The 13,900-nt window shown below is 61.5% G+C and carries 9 protein-coding genes and 1 pseudogene; 1 reads left to right on the forward strand and 9 read right to left on the reverse strand.

Annotated features, from left to right (window positions below; genetic code table 11):
• Nucleotides 1-15: 15 nt before the first annotated feature.
• The 4 genes and pseudogenes from AB7M26_RS04275 to AB7M26_RS04290 all read right to left on the reverse strand — a co-directional run bounded on the left by AB7M26_RS04275 (nucleotide 16) and on the right by AB7M26_RS04290 (nucleotide 3,638).
• Complete coding sequence (locus tag AB7M26_RS04275; protein ID WP_429388053.1) at nucleotides 16-654, reverse strand: hypothetical protein; 639 nt, start codon at nucleotides 652-654, stop codon at nucleotides 16-18.
• Nucleotides 651-1,232, reverse strand: a complete 582-nt coding sequence (locus AB7M26_RS04280) for an RNA polymerase sigma factor (RefSeq protein ID WP_429375733.1) — start codon at nucleotides 1,230-1,232, stop codon at nucleotides 651-653. Before AB7M26_RS04280 ends, AB7M26_RS04275 begins: the two co-directional genes overlap by 4 nt.
• Nucleotides 1,233-1,249: 17 nt before the next feature.
• Nucleotides 1,250-2,991: pseudogene (locus AB7M26_RS04285) on the reverse strand (vWA domain-containing protein).
• An 86-nt stretch (nucleotides 2,992-3,077) separates the two neighbouring features.
• Complete coding sequence (locus AB7M26_RS04290) at nucleotides 3,078-3,638, reverse strand: YbhB/YbcL family Raf kinase inhibitor-like protein (protein ID WP_401171844.1); 561 nt, start codon at nucleotides 3,636-3,638, stop codon at nucleotides 3,078-3,080.
• A gap of 139 nt (nucleotides 3,639-3,777) precedes the next feature.
• Between AB7M26_RS04290 and AB7M26_RS04295 the strand changes: the two genes are divergently transcribed.
• Nucleotides 3,778-5,307, forward strand: a complete 1,530-nt coding sequence (locus tag AB7M26_RS04295) for an FAD-dependent oxidoreductase (RefSeq protein ID WP_429388056.1) — start codon at nucleotides 3,778-3,780, stop codon at nucleotides 5,305-5,307.
• Between the two features lie 176 nt (nucleotides 5,308-5,483).
• On the opposite strand, the gene pgaD is transcribed toward AB7M26_RS04295, so the two are convergent.
• The 5 genes from pgaD to AB7M26_RS04320 form a co-directional block, all read right to left on the reverse strand.
• Nucleotides 5,484-6,011: a poly-beta-1,6-N-acetyl-D-glucosamine biosynthesis protein PgaD gene (pgaD, locus tag AB7M26_RS04300; RefSeq protein ID WP_123498234.1), complete on the reverse strand. Its 528-nt coding sequence runs from the start codon at nucleotides 6,009-6,011 to the stop codon at nucleotides 5,484-5,486.
• Nucleotides 6,008-7,363 carry a poly-beta-1,6-N-acetyl-D-glucosamine synthase gene (gene pgaC / locus AB7M26_RS04305; RefSeq protein ID WP_123498231.1) on the reverse strand — a complete coding sequence of 452 codons (1,356 nt, stop codon included), beginning with the start codon at nucleotides 7,361-7,363 and terminating at the stop codon, nucleotides 6,008-6,010. Before pgaC ends, pgaD begins: the two co-directional genes overlap by 4 nt.
• A gap of 1 nt (nucleotide 7,364) precedes the next feature.
• Nucleotides 7,365-9,362: a poly-beta-1,6-N-acetyl-D-glucosamine N-deacetylase PgaB gene (gene pgaB, locus AB7M26_RS04310; protein ID WP_429388059.1), complete on the reverse strand. Its 1,998-nt coding sequence runs from the start codon at nucleotides 9,360-9,362 to the stop codon at nucleotides 7,365-7,367.
• 12 nt (nucleotides 9,363-9,374) lie between these two features.
• The gene (gene pgaA, locus AB7M26_RS04315; RefSeq protein ID WP_429388061.1) at nucleotides 9,375-11,855 is read right to left on the reverse strand and encodes a poly-beta-1,6 N-acetyl-D-glucosamine export porin PgaA; all 2,481 of its coding nucleotides are present in this window, start codon (nucleotides 11,853-11,855) and stop codon (nucleotides 9,375-9,377) included.
• Between the two features lie 414 nt (nucleotides 11,856-12,269).
• Complete coding sequence (locus AB7M26_RS04320) at nucleotides 12,270-13,781, reverse strand: YdgA family protein (RefSeq protein ID WP_429388064.1); 1,512 nt, start codon at nucleotides 13,779-13,781, stop codon at nucleotides 12,270-12,272.
• Nucleotides 13,782-13,900 lie beyond the last annotated feature (119 nt).

Here is a 13,900-nt window from a genome sequence, read left to right on the forward strand (position 1 = left end):
CGACCGCTGTTCACCTCATTTCTTCTGCAAATCCTTGAGTCGGGCCGTGAGGTTTTCCTTGGGAAAGCGCTTGTGCAATGTCGTCAGCAGCGCCTCGGCGGCTTGGGTCTGACCGGTGTCTTGCAGGCGTATCACTTCACGTAATTGATCATCCAGTGACTTGGCCGGCGCGGCTAAGCGTTTGCTGATTTTGGCTTCGTCAGCCATTTCGCTGTTGATCGACTCGCGCTGCAACGGTGCCGAGAACTCCGCCATGGGCGCAGCTGGCGCGGGCGCGGACATAGTACCGGCCGGCGCAGCCTGGGAGCGAGCAGCGGGTTCATTCGCTTCAGCGGCTTCCTGCTTGGCAACCGGTGCAGATGCTTTTGGCGCAGGGACAAAGTCATAACTCGGCAGTTGTTCCGGCGTGCGCTGTACCAGCGCCAGCATCAGTGCCACGCCAACGAGGCTGGCGAACGCAACCTGCCAACGGGGTTGCTGGCAGGCACGGAGCCAGCGCTGCCACAGATTCGGCTTCGGTGTGGGGGCTTCGCGATGGGCCGTTGCGAGGATGAAGGCGTCGAGATGCGCCGGTGGTTCGCCGGTTGCGTGGTCGCGAAAATGCTTGAGCACTTCATAGTCGGGCGATGGCGGTGTTTGTCGGGCGTCAGTCATGTCAGTACCTCCTCGGCCAGCAGCCGACGCAGTTTTTGCTGAGCGTAGCGCAAGCGACTTTTAACGGTTTCCAGCGGGGTTTCGGTGAGGGTGGCGATCTGCGGCAGGTCGAGGTCGCCGTGGGCGCGCAGCAGGAACACTTCGCGCTGGTCGGCGGGTAAGGTTTGCAGGGCGGCTTCGAGGCGTTGACCGTCGCGGCTCAGGCTCAGCAGTTGTTCGGGGTCGGCCGCGTCATCGATCAGGGCGTGAGCCTGTTCGTCATAGCTGTCGTGCAACGGGTTGTGGATGCCGTGCTTGCGCCAGTGATCGATCAGTCGGTTGCGGGCAATCTGGTAGAGCCAGGTACGAAAGTTCGCCCGACCTTGTGGCTGACTGGTGCTGCGGATCAGGCTCAGCCAGGTTTCCTGATACACCTCTTCGGCCAGTTCGGGTTTGCCGCTGAGGCCGAGGAGGAATCGATAAAGGCCCTGGCGATGGCGGGCGTACAAAACTTCGAACGCCGGCACGTCGCCCGAGCGGTAACGCGCCAGCAGCGATTCGTCGCTGCTGGCGGCTGAGCTGATTACAGGATCGGACATGTCAGTGCTGGCCTCTTTCACTCTATCCGGTTGTCGTTGGGCTGTTGATTCGAAGCGGTCGGGGTTCGCAGGCTCTGCGCCAATTCCACCAATTGCACGAACTCAGCGCGCAGGCCGAATTGATCGTCACCCCGCGCACCACGGGCCAGGGCTTCGGTGTCTTTCAGGCTGAAATCGCCGGTGTAGCGCCCTCCTTGAGTTGCTGGGAAAACGCAGCGACAGCGGCGGCAAAGCGCAGGTCATCGCTGGCGGCCGAGAGTTTGCCGGCCTCACCCTTCAGTATTGGCCGCTCAATCAAGCGACTGTTCCCACCTTCCGGCAACTGATAACGCACTCGCAACATCGCCATTTCCCCGGTTTTTGCGGAAACATCGGCCGCAGGATTGCCATAGCGCAGCGGTTCCAGCCAGCCCTTCTCGCCCTTGGGGACAATTTCATACAACGCGGTCACCGTATGTCCTGCGCCGATTTCTCCGGCATCGATTTTGTCGTTACTGAAATCCTCGCGTTTCAAGGCGCGATTCTCATAACCCAACAACCGATATTCGCTGACCTGCGCCGGGTTGAACTCCACTTGCAGCTTCACGTTTTTCGCCACCACCGCCAAAGTCGAACCGAGCTGATCCACCAGCACTTTGCGCGCCTCGCGCAGGTTGTCGATGTCGATGTAGGCGTAGTTACCGTCGCCAGCGTCGGCCAGTTGTTCCATCAGGTGTTCATTGTAGTTATCCACACCAAAACCCAGGGTGGTCAGAGAGACGCCGGTCTTGCGTTTATCCACAGCCATTTGTTTGAGGCTGCCGAAGTCGCTGATGCCAACGTTGAAGTCACCATCGGTGGCCAGCAGGATGCGGTTGATACCTTTGGGGATAAACGCCTGTTGCGCCATTTGATAAGCCAGTTCGATACCCGATGCTCCGGCGGTCGAGCCGCCTGCGGTCAATCGATCGATGGCGGTACGAATTTTCGCTTTTTCCCGTCCGGAAGTCGGCTCCAGCACCACGCGAGATTCTCCGGCATACACCACCAGTGAAACCCTATCCTGCTCGCGTAATTGATCGACCAGCAATTTCAGGGTGCTTTTGACCAGCGGCAAGCCTTCGCGACGGTCCATGGAGCCGGACACGTCCACCAGAAACACCAGGTTTGCCGGAGCCAGTTCCGCTACCGCGCGATCGGATGCCTTGATGCCGATGCGCAGCAATCGGGTATGCGGGTTCCACGGCGACGGTGCCAGCTCGGTGGTCACGCCGAACGGCGAGCCATCGGTGGGCAAGGCGTAGTCGTAGGGGAAGTAATTGACCATTTCTTCCAGCCGCACCGCCCCTTCGGGAGGCAAACGCCCCTGATTGAGCAAGCGCCGGACATTGGCGTAAGCACCAGTATCGACATCGGCACTGAAGGTCGAGACCGGCGCCTCGGCCACGCTGTGAATCGGGTTATCGGCCAGCGCCTGATATTGCTCCCGCTGCTCATCCCGATAGCCCTGTGGATAAGCTTCACCGGCCGGCATGGGCGCGAAAGCGACCGACGGTGCCGGTCGCGCGCTGCGCTTGGCCATCGAGGTGTCCGCCATGACCGCCTCGCTACGCACCAACGCTTCAGTTTTCAGCGCCTCTTGAATCGGTGGCGCAACCGCTGCGGGGCTGTTCGTCTCAGAGTCTGGCGTGGATGAAGCGCCGCAACCGGCAACAGCCAGCAACAACCCGGCGGCGAAACCCTGGGCGGCCGGGCGGAGGTAGTGCAGAGGGAGGGACATGGGGGCTGACCTCAGGAGGAAATTGACTCATTCATCCTCTGAGACGGACAGCCCGGCAGGTTCGGGTTAATCGCCGGAAAAAATCTTCAGCGGTGATAACGCCGCACCACGCTGCTGTTTTTCAGCACATGGCCTTTGATTTGTTCCATCAGCTGCGCGCGGGTCAGGCCGGCAGGCAAGGCGTCTGGCGCCAGGTCCAGGGCGTAAAGCTGGATGATGTAGTGATGGGAGCTGTCGCCAATGGGCGGGCAAGGGCCGATGTAACCGGTGGTGCCTTTGCTGTTGCTGCCGCCCACGCCTTCGAGGGCGGATTTGGCACCGACACCGGCCGGGATCTGACGTGTCGCGGCCTTGATCCCGTAATGAATCCAGTGATCGACACCCAGGCCTTTCTGACCGTCTGGGTCGTGCATGACGATGGCGTAGCTGAGGGTGCCCGGGGGGCCGGCGTTCCAGCTCAGGGCCGGGGACTGGTTCTTGCCGCCGCAACCGCTGGCATCGCTGGCCGCCGCCGACGTGAACAGACGATTGTCCGAAACGCCGGGAATGCTGAGGGTGAAACGCTCCTGGGCCTGCGCCGGAAACTGCACGCAAAGGGCGACTGCAACGGCCGCCAGCCAAGGGTTCAAAAAGGTCAATCGGGTCATACCGGAGCACCTTGTGCGGGTGAGGCCGTCGTCGGCTGGCAAACTATAGCCGGACCGTTCGTGCGCTGGCAGCAGGAATTGGCTGAACCAGGGAATAAGCGCCAAACTCCTAAGTGAAACACTTGCCAGGAGATCGATCATGGCCCTGCATCGCGTTGCCCGTTTCGCCGATGTGCCCCAAGACCGTGGCCTTGAAGTCCGGATCGATAAGACGAAAATCGTCTTGCTGCGGCTCGGCGATCAATTGCGCGCCTATCAGGGCAAATGTCCCCACGCCGGGGCTCCCTTGGCCAAAGGTGCGCTGTGTGAGGGACGGCTGATCTGCCCGTGGCACAAGGCAGCGTACCGGCTCGAAGACGGCGCGTTATGCGAGCCACCGTCCCTGGACAGTCTGCGACGCTACCCGCTTGAAATCCGCGACGATGAGGTCTGGGTCGATGACCAGCCGATGCCCACCGCGAGCACCCCACCGGCGGACGACAAGCGAACCTTTGTGATCATCGGTGCCGGTGCCTCAGGTACGGCTTGTGCGGCGGCGCTGCGGGAGAAAGGTTTCGGCGGCCGGGTGGTGCTGATCGACCGCGAGCCCGAGGCCGGCTACGACCGTACGGTGTTGAGCAAATTCGTGATTGCAGGCGAGATGCCGCCGGACGAAGTGCCACCTCTGCGGGATGAAAATTTTTATCAAGAACAGCGCATTGAACAGATAAACAGCGATGTGATGGGACTGGATGCAGCGAACCGGACTCTGCGCCTGGCCGATGGTCAATCGTTGAGCTATGACGCCGCCGTGATTGCCACCGGCGGCATACCCAAAACCCTGTCGCTGCCTGGCGCCGATCTGCCGCAGGTATTCGTGCTGCGCTCGAAGTCGCAGGCGCAGCGGATTCTGACGAGTGCAAAACCCGGTCAACGGGCAGTGATTGTTGGCGACAGTTTCATTGCTCTGGAGTCCGCCTCTTCCCTGCGTCAGTACGGCCTGGATGTCACCGTCCTGGCCCGCCATGCCATCCCGTTCGAGGCGCACTTCGGCGACGCCGTCGGCAAAGCGATTCGTGCCCTGCACGAGGCCAACGGGGTGGTGTTTCATACCGATGGCGAAGCCGCGCAGATCGAAGGCACAGGCAAAGTCGAAGCGGTGCTGCTGGACAACGGACAGCGCTTGCCCGCGGACCTGGTGTTGGTCGGCATTGGCGTCACCCCGGCAACGGCCCCGTTTGCCGATCTGCCAAAAGAAAAAGACCAGTCATTGAAGGTCGACGGCGGGATGCGCGTGACCGACGGGCTCTGGGCCGTTGGCGACATTGCGACCTTCCCGCTCAACGGCCAGCCCCAACGGATCGAGCACTGGCGCCTGGCCCAGCAACAGGCGCGGATTGCGGCGGCGAACATGCTCGGCGGCGATGAGCGCTACCTCGATGTACCGTATTTCTGGACCTGGCACTTCGGCAAAAACTACGACTACCTCGGTCACGCCCAGGCTTGGGACGAGGTCGAGTTCAAGGGTGACCCTGACCATCCACCGTTTATCGGCCTGTTCGGCAAAAACGGCGTGGTGGCGGCGGCCGTGGCCTGCGATGAGGAGCGGGCGATGGCGATGCTCGCTGAGCGGATGAAGCAGCCGTTGTCGGTGGATGAGGCGTGGCGGCTGATCAGGGACATAAATTGACGGCTGTTTTCCCCCGCCGACCACCGTAAAACTCTATGGCGAGGCGCAAACCTGTGGCGAGGGAGCTTGCTCCCGTTCGTCTGCGCAGCAGACGCAAAATCTCTGATCTACCAAAGATCTTGTGAGCGCTACGCACTCAAACGGGAGCAAGCTCCCTCGCCACAGGGGAATGCAAGCTAGACCCGGCTCATTGGCTCGCGGTTGTCGTCATCTTCGGCTGGCAGGCGGATTACCAGCGGATGCTCCAGCGGCGCCAAAGGCGGCGGTAGGTCAGCCGGGGCGACCGGGATGAAGTGCGTAACGACGTGGCTGACATCGCCATCCTGATCGTTATGAATGGTCATCGAGCCCGGCGTGCGCAGTTTCGCCAATCGGTCGCCGGTCAGCTTGAAGCTTTTGCTGAGCCCCTGATCATCCACCACCGGCGCCGGCAAACGGCGCTGGGCGAAGCTCTTGCTTTTGCGCTGTTGATAACGCGCCCATGTGATCAGGATCACCGCGTTCAACAACGCCACCCACAGGTAAATCTGCAACGTGCCGAGGGCGTCGAAAAACGACGCATCGATGCGCGGGCCGGCATGGGTATCGATCAACGGCCACAACCCCCGCACCAGTAAATACAGCAGACCGATCCAGGCCAGCACGGTTAAGAAGACATCGATCACGACCAGAAAGGGCCGCTGCCGGGTTCTGATGATTTTCATTGGATGACTTCCTCTTCATCGTCATTCAGCGGCTTGATGCCCCGGTCCGGACTGACCCAACGCGCGCGCTTCTGATGTTGACCGAACAGCACTTTCGGGAAGCTGACCAGGGTGGTAAGCAGGCTGATGAACCAGAACACCAGCGGATACCAGACCACCCAGAACATGGTCTTGCCGAGACCCTTTTCGTAACGGCGATCGATCAGGATGCTGACGGCGAATTGCACCAGGCAGACCACCGCCAGCAGCAGCCCGGTAAACGCCGGTGGCAGCAGGTGATCGACGGCAATGGCGGGCGGCATCTCGATGAATTTGCCGACACCCCAGAAAATCACCGACAGCAGAAAGGTGAACGCCCAGCCGGTGGACAGGCAGTATTCGAACAGCAGCGGCCAGAGATAACGATGGCGGTATTGCCAGATGCCACGGATGTTTTTGAACAGCACCTCGGCGCCGCCCTGGGCCCAGCGCAGACGCTGCTTCCACAGGCCACCGAGGGTTTCCGGCATGAGGATCCAGCACAACGCGCGGGGCTCGTAGAAAATGCTCCAGTGATCCAGTTGCAGCTTCCAACTGATGTCGATGTCTTCGGTGATCATGTCCGGGCTCCAGTAGCCGACCCGGTTCAGCGCCGTGCGACGGAAGGCGACGATCACCCCGGAGACGGTAAAGATCCGCCCGAACACCCGTTGGGTGCGCTTGATCAGGCCGATGATCGACGAGAACTCGCCGACCTGCACGCGGCCGATCAAGGTCGAACGAGTGCGGATTCGCGGATTGCCGGTCACGGCGCCCAGTCGCGCATTGTCGAGCATCGGCGCCACCAGGTACGCCGCGGTGTTCGGCGCCAGCAGCGCGTCACCGTCGATGCACACCAGATACTCGCTGCGCGCCGCAATGGCGCCCATGCGCAGGGCCACGGCCTTGCCCTGGTTCTCCGCCAGGTGCAGCACCCGCAGACGCGGATCCTGCAACGCCAGTGCATCGAGCACCGCGGCGGTGTTGTCCTTGGAGCCGTCGTTGATCGCGATCACTTCGATGTTCGGGTAATGCTGGGCCAGCGCCGCATGGATGGTATCGGCCGCGTTGTCGCCTTCGTTGTAGCAAGGGATCAGGATCGAGATCAGCGGTTCGCCGGCCAGCGCTGGCGGCAACGTATCGTCCTGCCACGGCCAGTGCCGCTCCCAGTGCAGCCAGAAATACAGGCCGCCAGCGATCCACAACCCCGACATGAACAGTGGATAAAAGAACACGAAGTCCATCAGGAATTGCCCGGTGAGCAGAAAGATCAGCCCGAGGGGAACCCCAAGGACGATCGCCAGAACCAGCAGGGCTAGAAGTCTGTCCAGCATGTTATGGATTCCACTTGTTGGAGAGCGCGGGCCGCACGGTTTTCAGGTCCGGCTGGTTCTCGAGGAAGTTGTCCGGGTAGTAGCCAAAACTGGTGGCGCCCTGACGCTTGAGGCGGCCCATCCACTCAGCCAACTGTTCGCCGTCGATGTCGGCGTCGGTATTTTTCGTCCAGTCACGGGCCTGCAATTCGAACACCGTGCGCTCGAGTGCGCCGGGGCGCGACTTGACTGTCGCCACCAGCGTTTCGAGCCAAGGGCCGGATTGCTGGCGGCTCTGTTTTTCCATGAGTGGCATGGCCATCGGCGCCGTCCAGTCGTAGGCGCTCAGGAAGTCGTCGAGGTTCTGCGCGAACCACGCTTCACTCTCGGGGTTGAGCATCGGCTCGGCGAAAATATTGCGCGCCGTTTTCACTTGCGGGCCACGAATGGCGCGAACCTTGGCGGTCAGTTCGTGAGTGAAATCGATCAGGTAGCGGCTCTTGAATCGCGTCCAGCGTTGCAAGGTGGCCGGATCGTCACGCAGGGCGGCAATCGAACCCGGCAGACCGTTGGCGGCATAGACCTTCAGGGCTTCGGGGCCGGCGTCTTCGAAGTCCGACAGCACCGCGTCATCGTGATAGAGGACGCCGTCGACCGAGGTCAGGCGCGCCATGTCTTCGTAGATTTCACCGATGATGCGCCGCACGTTCGGGTCGAATGGCGACAAGCGCTTGTACTGGTCCGGATCGATCAAGGTGACGCCGGTTTTCGGGTCCCAGCGAGTGACCCGCGGCAGCTTCGAATCCAGGGCAAAACTCAGCACCGGCATCCACGCGAAGACCTTGACGTTAGCCCGCGTACGCAACTGCCAGGCCACGCGGTCGAAGAGGTCGGCGCGCACCGGCAGGTGACGGTTGGGGAAGTACAGCGAATGCACCAGGCCATCGCCCACAGGGTCGGCGAAGGCTTGCAGGAACACCGTGTTGGCGCCCATGTCGGCCATGCGCTGGATCAGTTTGCCGAGGTTGATTTCCTGTTGGGCCGGGTCCGGGTCGTAGACGTTGTCCAGGTCCACATGCACCACGCGCATCGGCGATTCGGCCTGCACCGAAACGATGCTGTTGGCGAAGTGTTCGCCATCCGGGTCCGAGGCCACCAGAAAGCGCGGGCTACTCATCAGGTTGTCGAGGGCATCGAGGCCGTCTTCCAGAGTCAGGGCCATCTGATAGCCCTGTTCGTTGATCACTTGCAGCGAGGTGCCGTCCGCCGCGCCGTAGGGCCAGACCCACACACGCGGTTTGTAACCGGTGACCTTGCGGATCTTCTCCGAGATGGCCGCCACGTCGGCGCGCATCCGGGCCTGGAATTGCGCTTCGGTTTCATAGCGACCGCTAGCCGCCTCATAGCGCCGGGTCGCGGCCGCCGGTTGCAGGTTGCCTTGCGGGTTGGCCAACACGCCTTTGTGGCTGGCGTCGGTGTGGGCGGCGATTTCCACCAGGCCGGATCGGGAAATCTCGCGGATCTGCTCCCAGGTCAGGAAGTCCGAACGCTTGCGCGGTGTACCGGCGAAATCCACCGGCTGGTTCAGCGGCGTATCGATCCACACCCCGACCGGCGCCAGCAAGGCGGGCCAGTTATAGGCGCGCAGCACCGGCAACACGCGGGTGTAGAAGCTTGAATAACCGTCGTCGAAACTCAGCATGATCGCCCGTGGCGGCAGTTCAGGACCGCCGTTGCGAGCAGCCATGATCTGGTCGACGGTGACCGGCTTGTAGTTGTTCTCCCGCAGCCAAGCCAGTTGCTCGAGCAGACGCTCAGTGCGCACGGCCACCACCGCCTGATCGGGGTCGCGGTCCTCGACGTCGTGGTAAGAAATCCCCAATACGTGATTTTTTGGCCACGGCTTTTCATTGGCCGGCATCGGGCGTTCGGACGGCGGTGCGAAGGCCGGGGCTTGCTGGGCACAGGCGCTGATCAACAGCGCTCCCAGCAAAAGGATGAAACGCGAAATAAAAGGCATCTTCAAACTCTTCTAGAAGCGGTAAGTGAGGTCGACGAGCAGGCGCAAATCGGTTTCGCGGTCACCGTCATAAGGCCGGTTGATCACGCTCAGCAGACCGCCCACCTCGAATACGTCGTTCCAGCTGTAGCGCTGGCCGTAACCCAACAGGCCGACGCCGCCGGTGCCGTGATCGCGCTGGCTATAAGTGCCCGCACCGGCCTGAAACTGCTGGCTCCAGGAGGTTTCGTAGCGGTGGTAGAGCACGTGATTGACGTTCACCGTCGGCAGCACGCTGAAGTCGGACTTGGGGTTGAAATACGGCACGTCGTCGGACTTGGAGTTACGGCTGGTGCCGACCTCCAGGCCGAGGTCGACCTGCAACCCCGGCGCGCGGTAAACACCCTCGCGACCGGTGAGCAAGGCTTCGACACGGTTGTTGCCGTCGCTGAAGTGCGAGGGGCTGACCGCCAGTCTCCACTCACGGCTCTCATTGGCGCGCCAACGGATGAAACCGCTGCCGCCGTTAGCGGTGATGTCGCTGTTCAAGGCCCGCAACGGCGTTTGCGCCGACAGGTATTCGAGGCTGCCGCCGTACTGCCAGTGATCGTCGATGTCTCGGGCAATCGCCAGGCGCGCGCCTTGTTTGTCACCGAAACCATAGGAATGGTTGGAGACTTCCGCCTCCAGGGTCATATCGCGAGTCCGGCGTTCTAGCCCGACGCGCTGAAAACGATGGTGGCCGGTGCCTTCCTGGAAGTCGCCGGTGGCGTAACCGGCACCGGCGAACACGCGCCAGTCTTCATCGATGGGCGGGCTGTACAGCGTGGTTTCGATGCCGAAATCGCGACTGCCGTTGACCGCCCCGGCGTCGTCGTTGCCCCCGCCATAACTCTTGCCGCCATAGGCCTCCACCCGCAGCTCGGCCATGTCATGGACCGCACGTTGGCGCTGCAAACGCTGGACCTGACGGTTGTCCGGAAAACGCGCGACCACATCGTCGGTCAGCGCATCCATCTGCCGCCATTCCTGCAAGTCCATGGCGGTGTGACCTTGCGCAACTTCCAGCCCGATGTCCCGCGGCGCCATGCTCTCGGTTTCCTTGAGCTGATTCTCGGCGCGCCGTGGCCAGTCCCGGGCCAGGTACAGATCGGCCTGGGCCAGACGCAGGCCGAGGTTGCCTGGGGCCTGATCCACCAGCGTCTGCAAACGCTGCTCGCCCGACGGTAGATCAGCGCCGTAGGTGCCGGCCTGGGCAGCGAGTTGCTGCGCGTCCATCCATTCATCGTTGGGATTGCCCACCGGCAAGCCCTTGAGCTCGACCCGTGGCTTCTGGGTCTTGGCCAGGTCTTCAGCGACCTTACGCGCTTCATCGGCCTTATCGCTTTCGTGCAGGGCGTAATAGAGCGCGGTGCTGTCTTCCAGACGGTCGCCTACATCGGCATCCGGCGCCACCAGCACTTGACGATACAAATCGGTGGCGATTTCTGGCTGACGCTGGTCCAGATAAGACGACGCCACCCAACGCAGGGCATAGGTCGGAATCTTCACGCCTTCGGCGAGCAATTTCTGGTATTCGGCGATCACATCAGCGGTGCGCGCGCGGGCCTTGAGGGCGCCCATGCGATCGATTCGCCAGCGAATGACGTCATCGTGGGCCTGAGGATCCGGCGTCCAGGTTGTCAGCAACTGGTCGTAATCGGCCAGAGCCCGATCAGCGATCAGATAACGTTCTTTTTCGCTGCGGGTGGCCAGCTCGGCCAAACGCACACGTTCTGCGGCCAGGTCACCTTCGAGGCGTCGCAGCGTAACCGGATCCAGCAACCCCGGCCGCTGAAGGGCCAGGCGCAAGGCCGGTTCTGGCAGGCGGGCGCGTTGCAGGGCAATCACGTATTCCCGAGCGATGTCGGGCTTGCTGCCGGCGCGGACGAAGGCCTGATCGTATTCAAACAACGCGTCGTAGGTGGCACCGGCGCGGGTCAAGGCGTAGGCCAGGGCCAAGCGGCGGGAAGGATCATCCGGTTTCGCCGCCACCAGCGCCCTGGCGCGGACAACCGCCTCGTCAGGCTTACCGGCATCGGCCTGGGTCATCGCCAACCCCAGCTGCAGGTCGGCATTTTTCGGGTCAAGGGCCAGGGCCTTGTTGTATACCTGGGTCGCCGAGTCCCAGCGCTTGAGGTTGCGATAGGCACGCGCGGTGGCGGTCAGGGCCTGAACCGGCAACGCCCGATTGTGCCCTTGGGTCTCATAGACCTGAACCACTTCAGCGTCCAGACCGGCCCAGCTGGCGATCTGCAAATGATCGCTAATCTGGCCGGTGGTGGCCTGGTTGACCGGCACCTGGCGCAATACAGCCAGCGCAGGCGTGTAGTTGCCGGCTCGTGCATCGCGAACCATTTGGTCATAAGGCGTATCGGCGAACGCCAGCACCGGCCACAGCAATTGGCCGCACAGCGCAACGCGAAACAAGGGGCGTAAACCACGATGAATAAAGGGACCAGCAATACACGGCATTCGTCAGCATCCTTACATGGCCAGCCGGGTCGTAATGTCCCCTTGCCCATTCGTAGCGGAAAGCCGGATCGAAAGACCCGGCCAGGCTTTATCGACGCAGTTTTGCATGCAAGCGAAGTCAACTATTCAGAGCACAATAATTGTTCAGATTCGTGTCGCTCGGGCCTTCTCTGGTACCAGTCAGCCAAGCGCAGCCCCTGTGGGAGCGGGCTTGCCCGCGATAGCGATCTATCAGTCAACATCTTTATCGACTGACACGACCTCATCGCGGGCAAGCCCGCTCCCACAGGTTCCGTGCCTTGATTGACTGGCATTGGAACCTCCTCCCCCTCTCCCCGTTTCCAAACCCCAGACAGCAAAACGCCCGGCGTCTGCGTAATGCAGAGGCCGGGCGTTGCGGTGATGCCTGCAGTTTTACTGGATGCTGACGTTGCCGGCGCCGCCGAGCTTGCTCATCACGAAGCCGACAAATTCCTCGAGGGTCATTTTCTGGCCGTTGAAGTCCACCTGATTGTTGGCGTAGTGCAGCTTGGTGACGACGTTGTTACCGTCCAGTTTCGCCAGTTGCGTGCCCACCGCCATGCTGCTGAACATGTCGGCGGTTGCGCTCGCCTGATCGGCAATGAGCTTGGCATCGGTCTGGCCGTCGATTTGCGACTGCACGGTGAGCACGTCAACCAGCATTGGCTTGGACACCAAGAGGTTGAAGTCCAGCAGCGCGATCAACTGCTTGACCAACTGGTCTGGCGGCAAGTCCATGGACTGCGGTTTGGTCAGGTCCAGCACCAGGTTGGCGCGGCTTTCGCCGTTGGTGGTGTTGAACGAGAGGTTTTCCAGAGCCACCTGGGGACCTGCGGCCAGCAGTTTCTCCAGGCTGGTCTTGACCAGCGCCTCTTCGGCCGGGGTCAGGTTCAGTTCCGGCGCCGGTAGACCGGCGGCAGCGGCTTCAGTGGCGGCCTTTTCGTACGGTTGCAGTTTGGTCTGGTAGATCTGCATCAGCGACATCGTTGACGGGATGTCGAGGTTTTTCAGGCTCATGGCCATTTGCGCAGAGCCGATAACCTTGCCGTTCAAGGACACTTCACCGACCTTGTAATCGGCACGCCCCGAAGCGTTGGTGCCCGATTCCTCGGTCTTGTTCTTCATTTCAAAGTTCTTGACGCCGAGTACCGACTGCTTGGCCCCGAAGGTGGTCTTGCTGTGGGTCAGCTCGACGGTGTTTTCGCCGGTGTAATAGCCGTACGTGCTTTTGTTCAGGTTACTGGCCACGGTCAAGCCGTTGAGCTCGACCTGCACCGGGGTCTGATCTTCAGCCACGGTGGTCAGCTTCAGACTGTCCATATAACCGTCTGCCTTGACCTTTTGCGCCTGGGCACTGGCGGCTACATCGAGTTTCATACCGGAAAAGGTCAGATTGGATTTGTCATCCAGTGCGGCTTCCAGCGGCAGAAACTCGAGGGTGCCCTTGGTGGAATTGTCGTAGCCGATGTTAACCACGCCTTTGACCGGGGATTTGTCCTTGGCGGCAGCGAACCACTTTTCGGTCAGCGGGGTCTTTTCCAGCTCGTAGTGACTGGTCGCCAGGACCGGCAACCACTTCAGCGACACCAGGCGCGAGAACGGCAGCGGGCCGTGTTCGATGCGGTCGACGAACAGCAACTCGACCGGCGTTTCACCAAACATCTCGCCCTCGCCCTTGAGGCGGTAGTGCGCGGTGCTGCTGAACACATGGCGGTCCAGCGACACCAGTTCCAGCGACGCCGTGCCGTTGGAACCAGCCAGCGCGGCTTGCAGTTCTTTGTTGGCGTCGGTGATCGAGGTATTCAGCACCCCGTCGAGTTTGCTGCCGGTGTACCACGCACCGCCAGCGCTGATTGCACCGATGGCCACGACAATTCCTAGAAGCACGCCTGCTGATTTATTCATGAAGTACCCGTCAATGTCCGTTGTTGAAAGTGTGGTCGTCTTCCCTGAACCCATGCGGGTTGCGGTCACGACTGTGCTGAAAGTGGGATGGAGATTAGCATTTGCGCCGCAAAGCGGCC

The sequence above is a fragment of the Pseudomonas sp. F-14 TE3482 genome, from assembly GCF_053629455.1.